Origin of the sequence: Paractinoplanes rishiriensis (assembly GCF_016862375.1) — a bacterium.
Classification (GTDB): domain Bacteria; phylum Actinomycetota; class Actinomycetes; order Mycobacteriales; family Micromonosporaceae; genus Actinoplanes; species Actinoplanes rishiriensis.
Genome location: NZ_BOMV01000078.1, coordinates 129500 through 145976, shown reverse-complemented (window position 1 = coordinate 145976; position 16477 = coordinate 129500). Strand labels below are relative to the sequence as shown.

General features: G+C 69.3%; 15 protein-coding genes and 1 riboswitch. Of the genes, 5 read left to right on the top strand and 10 right to left on the bottom strand.

What is annotated here, in order from left to right:
* The coding region (locus Ari01nite_RS37415) for a (2Fe-2S)-binding protein (protein WP_203787341.1) at positions 1-276 on the top strand (276 nt) is incomplete at its 5' end.
* A 100-nt stretch (positions 277-376) separates the two neighbouring features.
* Here Ari01nite_RS37415 and Ari01nite_RS37410 read toward each other — a convergent pair.
* From Ari01nite_RS37410 to Ari01nite_RS37380, 7 genes are all read right to left on the bottom strand, one after another.
* Positions 377-1372 (bottom strand): ribonucleotide-diphosphate reductase subunit beta, encoded by a 996-nt coding sequence (locus tag Ari01nite_RS37410; RefSeq protein WP_203787339.1) that lies wholly within the window; start codon positions 1370-1372, stop codon positions 377-379.
* Positions 1372-3681: a ribonucleoside-diphosphate reductase subunit alpha gene (locus tag Ari01nite_RS37405; protein ID WP_203787337.1), complete on the bottom strand. Its 2310-nt coding sequence runs from the start codon at positions 3679-3681 to the stop codon at positions 1372-1374. The genes Ari01nite_RS37410 and Ari01nite_RS37405 overlap by 1 nt, the downstream gene beginning before the upstream one ends.
* A 109-nt stretch (positions 3682-3790) precedes the next feature.
* Positions 3791-4001: riboswitch (cobalamin riboswitch) on the bottom strand.
* A gap of 56 nt (positions 4002-4057) precedes the next feature.
* A complete protein-coding gene (locus tag Ari01nite_RS37400) occupies positions 4058-4636 on the bottom strand; it encodes a YceI family protein (protein ID WP_203787335.1) in 579 nt (192 codons plus the stop codon).
* 291 nt (positions 4637-4927) lie between these two features.
* On the bottom strand, positions 4928-5380 hold the full coding sequence (locus tag Ari01nite_RS37395; protein WP_239163341.1) for a MarR family winged helix-turn-helix transcriptional regulator: 453 nt from the start codon (positions 5378-5380) through the stop codon (positions 4928-4930).
* Positions 5381-5822: 442 nt separating this feature from the next.
* Positions 5823-7418, bottom strand: a complete 1596-nt coding sequence (locus tag Ari01nite_RS37390) for a pectate lyase family protein (RefSeq protein ID WP_203787333.1) — start codon at positions 7416-7418, stop codon at positions 5823-5825.
* A gap of 297 nt (positions 7419-7715) precedes the next feature.
* Positions 7716-8432, bottom strand: coding sequence for an alpha/beta fold hydrolase (locus tag Ari01nite_RS37385; protein ID WP_203787331.1), 717 nt, complete (start codon positions 8430-8432; stop codon positions 7716-7718).
* Positions 8429-9187, bottom strand: coding sequence for a class I SAM-dependent methyltransferase (locus Ari01nite_RS37380; protein ID WP_203787329.1), 759 nt, complete (start codon positions 9185-9187; stop codon positions 8429-8431). The genes Ari01nite_RS37385 and Ari01nite_RS37380 overlap by 4 nt, the downstream gene beginning before the upstream one ends.
* Positions 9188-9250: 63 nt before the next feature.
* Here Ari01nite_RS37380 and Ari01nite_RS37375 point away from each other — a divergent pair, with 63 nt between their 5' ends.
* On the top strand, positions 9251-9904 hold the full coding sequence (locus Ari01nite_RS37375) for a winged helix-turn-helix transcriptional regulator (RefSeq protein ID WP_203787327.1): 654 nt from the start codon (positions 9251-9253) through the stop codon (positions 9902-9904).
* A 77-nt stretch (positions 9905-9981) separates the two neighbouring features.
* On the top strand, positions 9982-11472 hold the full coding sequence (locus tag Ari01nite_RS37370) for a multicopper oxidase family protein (protein WP_203787325.1): 1491 nt from the start codon (positions 9982-9984) through the stop codon (positions 11470-11472).
* Here the strand turns inward: Ari01nite_RS37370 and Ari01nite_RS37365 are convergent.
* Positions 11469-12701, bottom strand: a complete 1233-nt coding sequence (locus tag Ari01nite_RS37365; RefSeq protein ID WP_203787323.1) for a pilus assembly protein TadG-related protein — start codon at positions 12699-12701, stop codon at positions 11469-11471. The genes Ari01nite_RS37370 and Ari01nite_RS37365 overlap by 4 nt on opposite strands.
* Before the next feature lie 90 nt (positions 12702-12791).
* Between Ari01nite_RS37365 and Ari01nite_RS37360 the strand changes: the two genes are divergently transcribed.
* Both Ari01nite_RS37360 and Ari01nite_RS37355 read left to right on the top strand, forming a co-directional pair.
* Positions 12792-13325, top strand: coding sequence for a TetR/AcrR family transcriptional regulator (locus Ari01nite_RS37360; protein ID WP_203787321.1), 534 nt, complete (start codon positions 12792-12794; stop codon positions 13323-13325).
* Positions 13325-14503: an FAD-dependent monooxygenase gene (locus Ari01nite_RS37355; protein WP_203787319.1), complete on the top strand. Its 1179-nt coding sequence runs from the start codon at positions 13325-13327 to the stop codon at positions 14501-14503. Before Ari01nite_RS37360 ends, Ari01nite_RS37355 begins: the two co-directional genes overlap by 1 nt.
* 5 nt (positions 14504-14508) lie before the next feature.
* On the opposite strand, the gene Ari01nite_RS37350 is transcribed toward Ari01nite_RS37355, so the two are convergent.
* Together Ari01nite_RS37350 and Ari01nite_RS37345 are read right to left on the bottom strand one after the other, a co-directional pair.
* Positions 14509-15990: a S8/S53 family peptidase gene (locus Ari01nite_RS37350; RefSeq protein ID WP_203787317.1), complete on the bottom strand. Its 1482-nt coding sequence runs from the start codon at positions 15988-15990 to the stop codon at positions 14509-14511.
* 18 nt (positions 15991-16008) lie between these two features.
* Positions 16009-16458 carry a hypothetical protein gene (locus Ari01nite_RS37345; RefSeq protein WP_203787315.1) on the bottom strand — a complete coding sequence of 150 codons (450 nt, stop codon included), beginning with the start codon at positions 16456-16458 and terminating at the stop codon, positions 16009-16011.
* Positions 16459-16477 lie beyond the last annotated feature (19 nt).

Sequence of the window (16477 nt, the reverse complement as noted above, 5' to 3'; positions counted from 1 at the left end):
GGTTCCGGCTCCGCGCCCGTGGCCGTGCCCCTGCCCACTCCCGGGCTCGTTCCCGCGGCCCGCAGCGCCGCGATCGTGGAGGCGATGCTGCGGCTGCCGCCGCTGGCCGGCACCGCCCGGCTGATCCGGCCCGATCCCAGCCGGAACCGCTGGTTCCTGGTGCGCCGCAACTGCTGCCTGTATTACCGGATCCCGGGCGGTGGCTACTGTGGCGACTGCGTGCTGACGCCGGACCGGGTTCGGCGCCAGCAGTGGCAGTCAGTCCTCAGCCGATGACGGCTTCATGTTGATGGCTTCATGTTGACGGGATCAATGTGGTCAACCCTTGCCGCGGTCATGTTGACGGCAACGTTGATGCAGTAGTCAACATGACGGATTAGAAGTCGTCGTCGAAGGTGACGCTTCCGGTCACGCCGACCTGGTACGCCGAGACGCGCCGCTCGAAGAAGTTGGAGAGTTCCTGGACGTCCTGCAACTCCATGAAGGCGAACGGGTTCCTGCTGTGGTACATCGGTTCGATGCCGAGCACCTGGAGCCGCCGGTCGGCGACGTGCTGGAGATATTCGCGCATATCGGCGAGTGACATGCCGGATACGCCCTGTTCGAGCAGGTCCTCGGCGAACTGCACCTCGCACTCGACCGCCTCGGCGATCATTTCGCGGACCTCTCGCTGCATCTCCGCGTCGAACAGGTCCGGCTCCTCGGCCCGCACCGTGTCGACCACGTCGAACGCGAACGCCATGTGCATCGACTCGTCGCGGAACACCCAGTTGGTCCCGCTCGCGAGCCCGTGCAGCAGGCCGCGTGAGCGCAGGAGGTACACGTACGCGAAAGCGCCGTAGAAGAACAGGCCCTCGATGCAGGCGGCGAAGCAGATCAGGTTCAGCAGGAACGCGCGGCGGTCGTCGCGGGTCTCCAGCGACCGCAGCCCGAAGACCGAGTCGATCCACCGGAAGCAGAACTCGGCCTTGCGGGCGATCGACGGAATGTTCTCCACCGCCGAGAAGGCCGCCGCGCGTTCGTCGAGATCGGGCACGTACGTGTCCAGCAGGTTCAGATAGAACTGGACGTGCACGGCCTCCTCGAACAGTTGCCGGGACAGGTAGAGCCGGCCCTCCGGCGAGTTCACGTGTTGATAGAGGTTGAGCACCAGGTTGTTCGCCACGATCGTGTCGCCGGTGGCGAAGAACGCGACCAGGCGTGACACCAGGTGCTGCTCGGCGGGGGAGAGGCGGTTCAGGTCGGCGAGGTCGGAGTGCAGGTCGACCTCCTCGACCGTCCAGGTGTTCTTGATGGCGTCCCTGAACCGGTCGAAGAGGTGCGGGTACTTCATCGGCCGCAGGGTCAGGTCCATTCCGGGATCGAGCAGCATTACTGGCAGGCCTCACAGGACTCGGGGTTTTCCAGGGAGCAGGCGAGCGCCTCGGATTCGGCGACGGCCGGGGCGATCGAAACGGTGGCCTGCTGAATGCGGGTGGCCGGACGGGAACGCAGGTAATAGGTCGTCTTCAGGCCGGACTGCCAGGCGTACCGGTACATCGAGGAGAGTTTCCCGATGGTGGGTGCGCTCAGGAAAAGGTTGAGCGACTGGGACTGGTCGATGTAGGGCGCGCGGGCGGCGGCCAGGTCGATCAGGGCCCGCTGGGGGAGCTCCCAGGCGGTCCGGAACAGTTCCCTGACCTCCGCCGGCAGGTCGGCGATTCCCTGCACGGAACCCTCGGATCGCTTGATCTGGTCGCGGACCGGGCCGGTCCACAGATTGCGGGACTTCAATTCGCGTACCAGATAGGTGTTGATCTGAAGAAATTCGCCGGACATCGTCTCGCGCTTGAACAGGTTGGACACCTGCGGTTCGATGCACTCGTAGCAGCCGGCGATGGACGCGATGGTGGCGGTCGGCGCGATCGCGACGAGCAGCGAATTGCGCAGGCCGTGTTCGGCGATTTCGGCTTTCAACGCGGTCCAGCGTTCCGGCTGACTGGTTTCCACGCCGCACAGATCGGGGTGCAGTTCGCCGCAGGCGGCGCGGGTTTCCGGATAGGCCGGGTGCGGTCCGAACTGCGCGGCGAGGCTCACCGATGTCTCCAGCGCGGTCAGGAAAATCTCTTCCTGTACGCGGGTGGACAGTTCCCGGGCCGCGGCCGAGTCGAACGGCAGGCGCAGCGTGAAGAGGGCGTCCTGAAGTCCCATCAGCCCCAACCCGACCGGCCGCCAACGGGGATTTGACCGTTCCGCCTGCTGTGACGGGTAGTAATTGATGTCGATGACCCGGTCCAGGAAAACGACCGCCGTGCGTACCGTCTCCCGCAGTTTCTCCCAATCCACCCCGCCGGCCGTGACGTGCGCACCCAGATTGACCGAACCCAGATTGCAGACGGCGGTCTCGTCGTCGCTGTTGACCTCGAGAATTTCGGTACACAGGTTCGAGAGGTGAATCGTGTTGCCGGGCACGCCGGTCTGGTTGGAGAGCCGGTTGGACGCATCCTTGAACGTCATCCAGCCGTTCCCGGTCTGCGCCAGGGTGCGCATCATCCGCCCGTACAGCTCCCGTGCCTTCAAGGTTTTGACCGCCTTCTTCTCGGCCCGGCGGTAAGCCTCGTCGAACGCCTCGCCGAACAGGTCGGGCAGCTCCGGAGCGTCCGACGGATCGATCAGCGACCAGTCCTCGTCGGCCTCCACCCGGCGCATGAACTCGTCCGGGATCCAATTGGCGAGATTCAAATTATGGGTACGCCGTGAGTCCTCGCCGGTGTTGTCGCGCAGCTCCAGGAACTCCTCGATGTCCGGATGCCACGGTTCGAGATAGACGCACGCGGCACCCTTGCGCCGGCCGCCCTGATTGACCGCGGCCACCCCGGCGTCCAGCGTCTTGAGAAAGGGCACGATACCGTTCGACTTGCCGTTGGTGCCCCGGATCAGCGCACCCCGGCCCCGCACCCGGGACCAGGAGATGCCGATCCCGCCGGAGAATTTCGACAGCTTGGCGACCTGGTGATAACGCTCGTAGATGGAATCCAGTTCGTCGCGCGGCGAATCGACCAGGAAGCACGACGACATCTGGGTGTGCCGGGTGCCGGAATTGAACAGCGTCGGCGAACTCGGCAGATAGGCGAGCGACGACATGAGCCGGTAGAAACCGATGGCCTCGGCTGGCGTCCCGGACAATCCACAGGCCACCCGGAGCAGCCAGTATTGCGGCGTCTCGACCACCAGCCGGGTGTGCGGATGGCGCAGCAGATAACGGTCGGCGACGGTCCGGAGCCCGAAATACTCGAATCGCAGATCGCCGCCCTCGTCGACGGCGTCGTCCAGCTTCCGCGCATTGCGGGCAACGAACTGCGCGGTCGCGTCGCCGATGAGACCTTGCTGGTGGGCGTATCGGATGGACTGGCTGAAGCTGGCGACGCCCTGGTTGCGGACCTCCTTGTCGACGTAGGAGGCCAGCAGCCGCGCGGCGAGCTTCGAATACTGCGGCTCCTCGCCGATCAGCTCGGCGGCCGTCTGGATCGACAGTTTGTCCAGCTCAGCGGTGGTGGCCCCGTCGTAGAGCCCGCTGATCGTCCGGGTCGCCACCCGCAGCGGATCCACCTCGTCCAGGTCGCCGGCCCAGCGCTCGACCGCCTTGACGATCTTGTTGACGTCGACGGTCTCCCGGTCGCCGTTGCGCTTGCGTACCTGCATATGCCTCTCCCTCGCGCCCTCGTGGAGGTCGTTCGGACGCGCGGGGGTACGCCAGCGGAGGCTCGTTGGCGTCGGCCGTCCCGCGCGGCCGTCGACCGCCGCACACCGGTCGGCGTGCGGCGCGCTGGCAGGTCTTCGGACTCGTGGGCGCCCAACTCGTGCCTACTGGCCGTCGCTTCCCAGGCGTTGCTCACACCCAGTGCTTGGTTGACGGCGGTCGTTCCCACTCACCGCTGCGGGGCAGTCCCGGACTCACACCGGGTTCCCTCTTGCCTCGACCACCGTGGAGCGATGATCGAACCAGCTGCGGGCACACCATATATGGGAGAGGCGCCGTTGCCGCAATACCAGATACGGTGCCCCGGCGTGTCGTCTCTCACGCGCCCTTCAGTACCGCCTCCAGGTTGATCTCGATCTGGATCTCCTTGGAGACGAGCAGTCCGCCGGTCTCGAGCGCCATGTTCCAGGTGATCCCGAAGTCCTCCCGGTCGATCCGGGTCCGCGCCGAGGCGACGGCGCGGTGCCCGCCCCAGGGATCGCGCGCATACCCCTCGAACTCCACCTCGAGACTCACCCGCCGCGTGACGCCGTGGATGGTCAACTCGCCGTCGACGGTCCCGCCGGCGCCCTGCCACACGATGCCGGCGCTGCGGAAGGCGGCGGTCGGATAGGCGGCGACGTCGAACAGTTCGGCCGAACGCAGGTGCTCGTCGCGGGTGGCGTTCCCCGACTCGACGCTGGCCATGTCGATGCCGACCTCGATGGTCGAGGCGGCCGGGTCGTCGGCGACGGTGATGGCGCCGGTGATGCCGGTGAAGCGGCCCCGGACCTTGGTGAGCATGAAATGCCGGCCGATGAACGCGACCTCGGTGTGCCCGGAATCGATCTCCCAGACGCCGGGGGCGGGGAGGGTGGTGCCCTGGTACTGGCGGATCGGCGCGTCGATGGTGGTCATGGTTGATGCTCCTTCTTGGCTGCTTCCGCGGTTGTGGCTGTTCGTGCTTCAAGTGCGTGCGTACGCACATTCTGGCCTCGCAGGAGACGATAAGTCAACTGTGTGCGCACGCACATATTGTGAGCTGAGGGCGTGGTGTCGCGGACTGTGGCTGCGAGAGCGGGACCCCACAGCGCGGCCGACGCGCCTGTTACCTGGCCGGTCGGCGGCTTCGCCCCGTTGCCTGGCCGGCCGGTCAGCGGCTCCGCCCTTACTTGGCTGGTCGGCGGCTCTGGCCTTTGCCCTGGCCGGTCAGCGGTTCCGGCGGGTCTCTTCGGCGCCCAGGACTCGCCATAGCGCCGTCGCGATCACCTTGGCCTCGTCGTCGCTGAGGTGGCCGGAGAAGTGCTGCTCCACGGCGTCCAGGTATACGGGAGCGGCGGCTCGCAGACGGCGGCGGCCCTCCGGAGTGATGGCGGCGAAGGCGGAGCGGCGATCATCCGGGTTGGACTGACGTTCTACCAGGCCCTCGCGCTCCAACTCGGTCACCACGCGGCTGACCCGTTCGCGGCTGACCACCGCCTGCTGGCCCAATTCGGTCATCCGCAGCCGCCGGTGGGGGGCCGCGTTCAGTACGAGCAGCACGTCGTACCAGGTGATCGGCAGGCCGGTGCGCAGTAGTGCGCGTTCCAGCCGGGGGAGAACCGCCGCGTGCGTCCGCAGCAGCGCCGCCCAAGCGCCGATCTTGTCCTCGGGTTCGCTCACATCGCCAAACTACCGCGCATGTGCGTAAGCACGCACATCATGGGGTGGTCTGTTGCGTTGCGGGCTCCAGTGCTGGCTTCGCCGCCGGTGATCTGGCCCACTTCATGTCGGGAGAGGTGCGGCATTGACGCGGCCCGGCGGTCCGCTGCGCCATTGGCCGATCTTGTTGAATTCGTGTCGGGCGGATGACGGAATTCGACAAGATCGGTTACCGGCGGTTCAATCTTGGCGAATTTGGAATGTGGGGCGGCGGGAATTCGACAAGATCGCGAGATAGGAAGGGCGGAGGTGGGGCGGGGTGAGGGGAGGTGGGAGCTGAGGGGGAGGGCGGGTGAGGAGAGGTGGGAGCTGAGGGGAAGGGCGGGGTGAGGCATGAGGAAGGGTGATGGGGAAATGGCAGATGCAGGGCATGCGCGCGTCATGCCCTGCATCTGCGGTCTTTTCAGAGTTTGCCGGCTCCTGCTCCGGCGGTCACTGATGCCTTGACGTTTGTGCTGCTCTGGGCGGTGTAGGCGTACGGGATCGCGGCCACCGAGCCGTTTGTTTCGCACGGGCCGGAGTTTGTCAGGGAATTGTCTCTGGCCACCAGGCGGCCGGGATCGGAATCGGCGTAACCGCTGGCGGACCAGCAGGCCTGTTGCACGTTTTCGAAGACGTTTCCTTCTACCAGTACGCCCGCGTTCATGGTTGACGCTATCGCGTACGAGTCACTGTTGTTGTTGACGTTGGTGTAGTAGTTGTTGAAGACGTGGACCGTTTCGCCGAAGCGGACGCGGGGGCTGCGCTCGAAGGTGCGGTCGAACCAGTTGTGATGGTAGGTCACGCGCAGGTGGCCCACATCCTCGCCGGAATTGCCGTCGGAATGGCCGACCAGCGACGTCTTCCAATGGTCGCGGACGATGTTCCAGGAGACCGTGACGTAGTCGCCCGCGTGGGTGATGTCGATCATGCCGTCGTAGAAGTCGACGTCGTCCTCGATGGTGCTGGACAGGGTGTTGTGGTCGATCCAGATGTGCGAGGCGTTCTCGATCTGGATGGCGTCGCCGCCGGGGACGCCGCGGATGTTCAGGTTCTGGATGATCACGTTCGCCGGCGTCATGTCCTCGATGTTGAGGGTGGTGCCGGAGACGCCGGAGCCGGAGCCGACGCCGCGGATCGTCTTGTTCGCGGTGACCTCGATCGTGCCGGAGCCGCTCAGCATGCCGCTGACCAGGATGGTCCGGGCGCCCGAAGCCTGCGCCTGGGTGCGGAGGTCGGCCCAGCTGCTCACCGTGACCGTGGTGCCGCCCGCACCGCCGGAGGTGCCGCCGGCCATCGCGGCCCAGCCGATGACGCCGGACGCGGGCGGCGGGGTCGGTCCGGTCGGTCCGGGGGTGGGGTCCGTGGGCGGCGGAGTGGTCGGGCCGGACGTCGGCGGCGTCGGCGGCGTGGTGGTCGGCGTCGGTCCGGCCGCGTCGGTGGTAACGACGTCGTCGAATGTGCCGCGGACGTAGTTGGCCAGCAGCCCGGCGCGCCCGGATGTGAGCGAGCTGTCCGAGGCGGACACGACCTGGGTGCCGTTGATCGAGCCGACCAGGGAGCTGCCGGTCGCGCTCAAGGAGAGGGTGTACGTGGTGCCGGCGCTGGCGGTGAACGAGGCCGACGCGAGAACCGAGGACGCGCCCTCCCGGATCTGCACGGCGGTGCCGGTGACGACGAGGGCGTAGAAGTTCGAGGTGCTCTGCACGCGCGCGGCGATCCCGAGGCCGCGCGAGCCGTTGGTGCCGAAAGCATCGGGACGTACGCGGGCGGAAACCGTCGCGGTGGTCCACGAGGTCGAGCCGGCCTGAGCCTTGGCGCTGGCGCTGGAACTCGACTGTGTATAGGCGCCGGAGGTCACCGACCAGGTCCCGCCGGAGGTGCTCCAGCCACTCGCGTTGCCGTCGTTGAAGTCGTCGGAGAACAGCGTGGCCGCGTTGGCGGCGGCGCCGATCGTCACGACCAGTGCCGTGACTGCGGCGCCGACAATCGCCGCCGAAACGACCCGGGATTTTCGCACGGTAGGGCCTCCCTGCGTTGGGGCTGTGCCTTTCCACCAACGTAAGAAGGCCACCGCAAATCAGTCAATGGCCGCCATTTGCAGCTTTGTTGCATTGATTCGGATGCATCGCGAAATGCCGACTCGGCGGTCGGCGGTAGTTTGGTGACTATTGCCCGGCTTGGCCGAGACGTTGACGTCCCTCTATTTGCAGTATTTCGCCGATCGTATGGCAAGCGCTTTCCCGGGGCTACCGGCGCGGCGCCCGAAGGAGAGCCGGGGTGCAACCATGTCCGGGACGCAGTAAGGCGGTGGTGGTCAGGGCATTTTGGTGAAGAAGCGGGCCAACCCCTCGGCCAAACCGGCCGGGTTCTGGGCCGGCAGCAGGTGGGTCGCGTGGGGGAGGATCAGGGACTCGGCCCGGGGGAGCCAGCTCAGCAGCAGCTCGTGACGCTGGTTGAAGACGGGCGTCACCTCGTGGCTGCGGGCGCCCAGCACCGCCAGCACCGGCTGGCTGATGCGGGCCGCCTCCGCGGGGCCGAACGACCAGGCGCGGACCGCGGGCAGCTCGTGGCCGAAGAAGGTGTCCGCGTCGGACTCGCCCAGGGTGCTGTCCTCGCCGGCTACGCCGGTCCACCAGGTTCGTACGGCCGCCGCGCGTTCGCCTGCCTGGAATTGGCGCATTGCGACGGCGGCGAACGGGCCGCTCGGCACCGCCAGCAGCGCGGTCTCCAGCAGGGCCAGGGACCGCACCGCATCCGGCTGATCCAGGGCGAACTGCAGGGCGATACAGGCGCCGGACGAATGGCCGACCACGTGCGCGCGGTCGATTCCCCGGTGGCGCAGCAGGGAGCCCAGGTGGGCGGCCTGAGCGCCGACCGAGAAGCCGACATGCGGGCTGCCGGCGTATCCGGCACGGTGGTAGCGGATGAGACGCCGGTCGGCCAGGGCGGGCTCGGTGAGCAGCGGGTGGAACAGGTCGGGGCAAAGGCCACCGTGCACGAAGACCACCGGTACGCCCAGGTCGATGGTCATGACCGGTGGCCCAGCACGAGATGGACCTCGATCGGGGCCGCCACCGCGCCGCTCGGGTCCACGAAGGGGGCCATCGCCACCCGGCACTCGTCGACGATGCGCTCCCGCACGGCCGGAGACACCCGGTCGGCCACCGGCAGGAGTTCCACGGCCAGGAACGTCTCCAGCGAGTCCAGCCTGGTCGCACCGGTCCACGTCACGAAGTCGTCGACCGTCAGGCCCGCATCCTCGAACAAGCCGCGCAAAACCGACGGCGAACCCACCGCGAAGTACGCACCCAGCAGGGCCGGGTCGGCGTGCCGGGCCACCACCTCGGCGAGCGGCCGGTAGCCGGCGCTCGCCGACAGCCGGCCCGGCACCTGGACCGCTATCCGGCCCCGCGACACCCGGCCCATCTCGCGCAGGGCCAGCACGCGATCGTCCACGAACATCAGTGCCGCCTGGGACAGCACCACGTCGAACGACGCCGGCGGGAACGGCAGGGCACACGCGTCGCCCTGCTGCCAGTGCACCGACGGCGTGATCTTCCGGGCTACCGCCAGCATCGACTCGTTCAGGTCCAGGCCGACCACCGGACCGGCCAGCTCGGATGCCAGGCGGGCCACCGCACCCGTACCGCACGCGACGTCGAGCACCGATTCACCGGGCTGCGGGCGTACGGCATCAATCAAACGCTGAGCCCAAGCGGCGAACAGAGCCGGCACGAACGTGGTTTCGTAGAATTCGGCCTCCGAGGCCGTCAGTTGATACCTCATAGGCCCAGACAACCGCCGGACACTCGGGACCGATAGTTTGAATAACGGACTAGCGTGACGGGCATGCGGGGCTACGGGCAGTACTGTCCGATCGCGCTGGCCGCCGAGATCTTCGCGGAGCGGTGGACGCCGATCATCATCCGCAACCTGTACCTGGGCTGCGGCCGGTTCACCGAGATCCTGGACGGCGCGCCGGGACTGCCGCGCAGCGTGCTCGCCCAGCGGCTGCGCACCCTCGAACGCGCGGGCGTGCTGGAGCACGACGAGGCCGGCCGGTACGCCCTGAGCGCGAGCGGACGCGAACTCGCCGAGGTCTGCCTGGAACTGGGCGCCTGGGGTGCGCGCTGGCGCTCGGCCCGGCCGGAGGATCAGGACCCCTACCTGGCGCTGTGGATGCTGTCCCGGATGATCCGGCCGGAGACGCTGCCGCGTAACCGGATCGTGGTCCTGTTCGTGATCACCGGTCGGCCGCCGCCCAGTCGGTTCTGGCTGGTCCTGTCCGGCACCGGCAACGAGGTGTGTGCGCAGTCGCCGGGCTTCGACGAGGACGGCGAAGTAACCGCCGACACGGCCAGTCTGGTCCGGTGGTACGCGGGGGAGTTGCGGCTCGGAGCGCTGGACGTGCGGGCGCCCCGGTGGCTGATGCGGGAGCTGACCGCGTGGGGCCGGCTCAACCCGTACCTCCCTCGGGGTACGGGGGTTTCCCTGAGGGGCTGACCCGGAGCCCCCGAGCTTTCCCCGGCTTGATCGCTCAGCTGTTCCTAAGCAACTGGCGGCACCGGCAACCTCGGCTCATGCGGAAGTTCTTGATCTTTGGACTGGTGCTGGTCGTTTCCGGCATCGGGGCCATCGTCTGGTTGTTCACCCGGCCCGGGATCAACACGGTCGGGCAGGTGACGTTCGACCGGCAACTGGCGGTGCCGCCGCTGGCCGCGTCCACGGTCAAGGACGGGCAGCGCGTCTTCGACCTGCGCAGCCAGGCCGGGCAGTCCGATCTCGGGCGGGGCGGCCGGACCGGCACCTGGGGTTACAACGGGGCGCTGCTCGGGCCGACGTTGCGGGCCACGCGTGGCGAGCGGGTGGTCGTCAACATCACCAACGGGCTCGGCGAGGACACCACGGTGCACTGGCACGGCATGCACCTGCCGGCCCGGATGGACGGCGGGCCGCACCAGCCGATCCGGCCCGGTGCCACGTTCAGCCCGCAGTGGCGCATCGACCAGCCGGCCGCCACCCTCTGGTACCACCCGCACCCGCACGAGAGCACCGAGCGGCAGGTCTACCGCGGGCTGGCCGGCATGTTCCTGATCGACGACCCGGCGACCGACGTCAAGAGCCTGCCGCACGAGTACGGCGTCGACGACGTACCGGTGATCGTGCAGGACAAGGAGTTCGACGGCGACGGCCAGTTCGACGAGAACGGCCGGTTCGGCAGTGACATCGGCATCCTCGGCGACACCCTGCTGGTCAACGGCACGCCGAACCCGTACCTGGAGGTCACGACCGAGCTGGTCCGGCTCCGCCTGCTCAACGGGTCGACGTCCCGCCTCTTCAACTTCGCGCTCTCCGACGGCCGCCCGTTCACGCTGGTCGGCACCGACGGCGGGCTCCTCGATCGCCCGTACCAGGTCACCCACCTCCCGCTGTCGATGGGTGAGCGCGCCGAGGTGCTGGTCGCGATGCGGCCGGGCGAGCGGGTGGTGCTGCGCAGCGACCCGCCGATGCCGGACGGCGACTTCGCCGAGCGGCGCTTCCACGGCGGCGGCGACCGGTTCGACGTGCTGGAGTTGCGGGCCGCCGGGACGCTGCGGCCGTCGGCGGAGGTGCCGGCCACGCTGGTCGACACCCCGCGCCTGGACCCCGCGACGGCCGCCGAGAAGCGCTCGATGACCTTCACGAGCCGCAAGATCAACGACCGCAAGATGGCGCACGACCGGGTCGACGCGGTGATCACCCGGGACACCACCGAGGTCTGGACGGTCCGCAACGGGCACTCCACCCCGCACAGCTTCCACATCCACGACGTGCAGTTCCAGGTGCTCGGCCGCACCGACGGCGGGCCGGTGCCGCCGCAGCTCAGCGGCTGGAAGGACACCGTGTTCCTGCCGCCGCACGAGGGCTACACGGTGATCATGCGGTTCACCGACTTCGCCGACCCCAGCACGCCGTACATGTTCCACTGCCACGTGCTGCGGCACGAGGACGAGGGCATGATGGGCCAGTTCGTGGTGGTCGAGCCGGGCGGCAAGCCCGCGCTGGGTGCCCACCACGACCACACCGGTTAGCCGGTACGCCCGATGACCGTGGCGCCGAAGTTGGGGCCGGTGCCGAACACCGGCGCCGCCTTCGGCACCAGGGTCCTGGTGAAGTAGCCGTAGATGCAGGCGGAGAGGCCGCAGAGAATGTTGGCCACGGCCGGCAGCAGGCCGCCGCTCAGCAGGCTGCCCACCGCGCCGACCACGCCCGGCAGGAGCGAGGTGTAGCCGGTGACCACGAACGGCGCGAAGCCGGCGACGCGGTATTCCGGCGCCAGCGAGACCAGCGCCGGGCTGATCTCGTCGAAGATCGGCACCAGGATGGGCGGGCCGCCGCGCACCGCGGCCAGCTTCTGCACGCAGGTGTTCCCGATCGTCAACCCGGAGAGCAGGAACCCGCGCGGCTTGTCGCCGATCTTCAGGCTGAGCATGCAGTTGCTGTCCGGCGGGGTGAGATCCGGGTGGTGCAGCCACACGTACCCGCGTGGCTCGGTGAGGTCGATCACCGGTGTGGTGCAGGACGGGATCGGCAGCCCGAGCGCGTTCAGCGCCGCGGCCTGCGGGATGGCGCTGTCGGCGCCGACGGCCGGCTTGGTGAGGCCGAGGATCGAGTAGAGGCCGGCCTGGCTGAGCAGCGTGTCGAGCGGGCCGTAGAAGGTGCTGCCGTTCGAGGTCATCCGCTTCCAGTCGCACATCGAGATGCCCAGCGCGAAGACCTTGTCCACGGCCGGCGGGCCCCAGTTGACCCGGGCGCACGTACCGACCTGCTTGCCCTTGTAGTTCCCGCCGGCCAGCGCCCCCGCGAAGGTCGGCGGGAACAGCGTCGACCCGGTCGAGGTGACCGTCGTGGTGCGCACCTCGACCCAGTTGCCGATCGACTGGCCGGGCGCGGGCGTGCGTAGCGGCTTGCAGGTCACGGCCGTGTTCCAGGTCGGGCAGGTGGTCCCGCTCAGGCAGATCTGCGCATCGGCCTGGCCGTCCTTCGCATTCTTTTTGGCGTACGCGACGGCGACCGGCGACTGGAGCGCGGAGCTGCACGAGATGCTGTTGTTGGCGCAGTTCAGGGCGACCTTCATCGACGCGGCGTCGGCTCCGCTCTGCAGTTGCTCGCGTTCGACGTACAACTGGCCGAGATCGATGACCAGTGCGCTCATGCCGAGGACCACGCCGCCGGACAGCAGTACGGCCAGGATCGCCGCGACGCCGCCGTGATCGGAACCGGCACGCCGCCGGCCCAGCGCGGCGATCCGTCTCAACACGGTTGTCACGATACCGACGCTTCGCACCAGTTTAGGAGGCTTTGCCCACGCGCTATGATTTGGGCGATCGTCCAAATCCCTGGAGGGCGCATGCCGGAGAAGACCGCCGGGCGACTGCTCAGCGCCGCGATCGATCTGATCGTCGAGCGGGGCTGGACCGCGGTGACCACCCGCGTGCTGGCCGAGCGGGCCGGGGTGCGGCCCGGCGTCGTGCACTACCACTTCGCCTCGGTGCAGGCGCTGCTGCGCGAGGCGGCAGTCGGCACCATCCGGACCCTGCTCGCACAGGTCACCCCGGCGCTGGCCGGGGCCGCCACGCCGGGCGCGGTGATCACGGTGCTGACCGGCTTCATAGCCCAGCACGACGGCCTCGACCCGATGTCGCTGCTGGTCACCGAGACCTACCTGGCCGCCACCCGGGACGAGACGCTGCGGCACGACCTGGGCCTGATCGTCGCCGACTTCCGGGCCGCGCTGACCGATCGGCTGACCGCGCTGGGAGTGCCGTCGCCCGAGGCCACCGCCGCCGTGCTGGCCGCCTCGATCGACGGCATCCTGCTGCACCGCGCGCTGCTGCCCGGTTTTGACGTGTCCGTACTGGAAAGGCTCTTCAAGGAGGACTGATGAGGGTGATCATCTGCGGCGCCGGGATTGCCGGGCTGGCGCTCGCGCAGCGACTGGGCCGCCTGGGTGCCGACGTCGTCGTCCTGGAGCAGGCGGCCGGCCTGCGCGAACAGGGCTACATGATCGACTTCTTCGGCCCCGGCTACGACGCGGCCGAGGCCACCGGCACGCTCGCCGGGATCGAGCGCTACGGCTACCGCGTCGACGAGCTGACCTACCGCGACGAAACCGGCCGCCGGCGCGCCTCGATGAGCTACGCGAACATCAGCCGGATGGTCGGCGGGCGCCTGGTCAGCGTGATGCGGCCCGACCTGGAGCGGGCGCTGCGCGAGCAGCTTCCGGCGCAGATCCCGATCTCGTACGCGACCAGGCCGGCCGCCGTCGACAACCGGCCGGACGGCGTCACCGTCACCCTGGAAGACGGCCGCACCGTCGAGGGTGACCTGTTGGTCGGCGCCGACGGCATCCACTCCTGGGTGCGGCACGCCGTGTTCGGCCCCGGGTTCCGGCGTTACCTGGGTTTCCACACCGCGGCGTGGTCGTTCGCCGACCCCGAGGCGCACGGCCAGGTCGACGGCCAGATCTGCCTGACCGACACGGTCGACCGCCAGATGGGCTTCTACCCGCTGCGCGACGGCCGGGTGGCGGTCTTCACCGTGCACCGCGCCCCCGACCCGGCGCTGCCCGCCGACCCGGTGGCCGCGCTGCGCAGCGTTTACGGTTCGCTCGGCTGGCTGGTGCCGCGCGCCCTGGCCCAGCTGCCGCCGCCGGCCCGGGTCTTCTACGACGAGGTGGCACAGATCGAGATGCCGTCCTGGTCCCGCGACCGGGTGGTGCTGCTGGGCGATGCCGCGTACGCGGTCTCGCTGCTGGCCGGCCAGGGCGCCTCGCTCGGCGTGGCGGGCGCGGACGTGCTGGCCGAGCATCTGGTGCGCGAGCCGGACATCCCGGCCGCGCTGGCCCGGTACGAGCGGGACCTGCGGCCGGTGGTGACCGAGAAGCAGCGGGTCGCCCGGTCCGGCGCACGCTGGTTCCTGCCCGCCTCGACGAGCCAGTTGCGGTTACGCCGGGCGGCGCTCGCCCTGTCCTGGTTGCCGGGCGCCGACCGCCGGATCGCCACCGCCCTGGTCGGCAAGTCCACCGCGGTGATCACCAACCTGCACGCGGCCGGCGCCTGAACCCATCAGCAGCTGGGTGTACCCGTGGCTCCCTTCGTGGTGGCCGTGGCTGCCAGGTCGGTCAGCGCGAGCGCCACGCCGCCGCCCGACTTCTCGCATCGGACACCGCTGGCGGCGACCGACTGCCAGGCCGCCAGCGGGCTCTGACCCTGGGCCTGCATCTGCTCGGCGATCAGCGAGCCCAGGTAGGACGGGCCGAACGAGGTGCCGTCCACCAGGGCCTGACCGTCGACGATCTTGCCGCCCGGTTCGAAGGCCACGCCGCGGACGTGCCGGGTGGACAACTTGACGCCCGGCACCCAGGCGTCGACCCAATCGCCGTAGTTGGAGAAGTCGGCGACGACGCCGGAGCGGGTGGTGGACGTCCACTGGCCGGCCAGGTTCAGGGCGCCGATCGAGATCACGGCGGGGTGCGTGAACGCGGCCGGGTAGTAGTGGTCGTCGCTGGTCCGGTTGCCGGCGGAGGCCAGGATCAGCGCCTGGTCGTGCAGGTCGACGGCGTCCGCCACCATCTCGAGGCCGAGCGGCACCATGTCGCCCTTGGCCGGGTCGGCCGGATCGATCACGCAGGCCGGCGAGCCGAACGCGTTCACGATCAGTTCGGGCCACACCTTGGCCTGGTGGGCGGCGCGCAGCGTACGGGCCATCCGTTTGGCCGCCGACTCGTCGGTGAACACGCCGGTCGGCTCGGTGACCTTCACGGCCTCGACCTTCAACCCGGGCGCCAGGGTGTTGAAGACGTCGGCGATGGCCACGCTGTGCCCGGTCCAGCGCTCGTCGGCAACGTCCAACGGCGCCTCCACGTCGATCTCCTCCACGTCCTGGCCGGTCAGCCGGCTCAGGTTGGGCGGCAGGTTGGCGTCGTCGTCCGACGGCACCCCGGTGTCGTACACCGCCGCGGTGACCCCGGCGCCGAGGCCGGACGCGCGGACCTTGGGCACCTCGGAGGTCGGCACCGGCGGACCGTTCGGCCAGCCCTCGGTCGGGCCGCTGGCCGGCGAGAGCAGATAGACCGGAGAGGCGGTGATGGTGCCACCGCTGAGGTGCCGGATCCGGCGGGACAGCTCCACGATCGGCGGCGGATCGGTGCTGTCGGAGCCGTCGCGTCGCTCCAGCCCGACGTAGTAGACCGGTTTGACCGCGTCGCTGAAGACCACCGCCTCGGACCCGGCGACCACGTGGTCGGGACCGAGCACGTCGGCCACCTTGTCGGCGGCCTCGGTGCCGTCGGTGCCCAGCCAGCCGCGCAGGGCGATCCGGTCGGTCCGGTAGGCGAGCGCCCCGACCCCGGAGGTGGCGGCGACCATCGAGCGGGTGGCCGTCTCCGGCACTTTGCAGTCGGTCACGGAACTGTCGTCGACCTGGGCCCGCTGGTCGAGTTGGGCGGCCAGCAGCCGGGCGGTGTTGAGCTCGATGTCGTCAACCGGCGCGGCGCCGGCCACCACGGCAACGGCTAACGCGACGGCTGCGGCGAGGCGGTGGAACATGCGTACGCCCCCTTGGGGTCAGAGAAGAAACCAGTCGGTGGTCACCGGCCTGGTCCAGCCACCCAGCACCCGCAACCGCGCCGGCCCGGCACCGGGCGTGTCGAAGCCGAACCGGCCGAGTTCGTCGACCGGCGCGGCCGGCTGCGGCCCGGACCGCTGCTCGAGCACGACCTCGGTGGCGCCGTCGCCGATCACCTGACCGTCGATCCGGTCGCCGGTCACGGTCAGCTCGATGGTGAGCGCGCCGTCGCGGGACCGGAACACCAGCGGTTCGGCGACGGTGGCGGGGCCACGTACCCCCGTGGGCGCGGTCGCGTCGTCCGCCAGCAGCTCGGCCAGTTCCCGGTCGAAGCCGGCGAACGCGAGCAGCTCCTCGGCGCGCCCGGCCATCCCGGCCGGTGGCCGGTCCGGTCCGAGTGCCCGCCGCAGCTCGTCGAGCAGCCGGGCGTCCTCGAAGTTGTCGGTCATCGCCGCGCTCCCTGTGGAT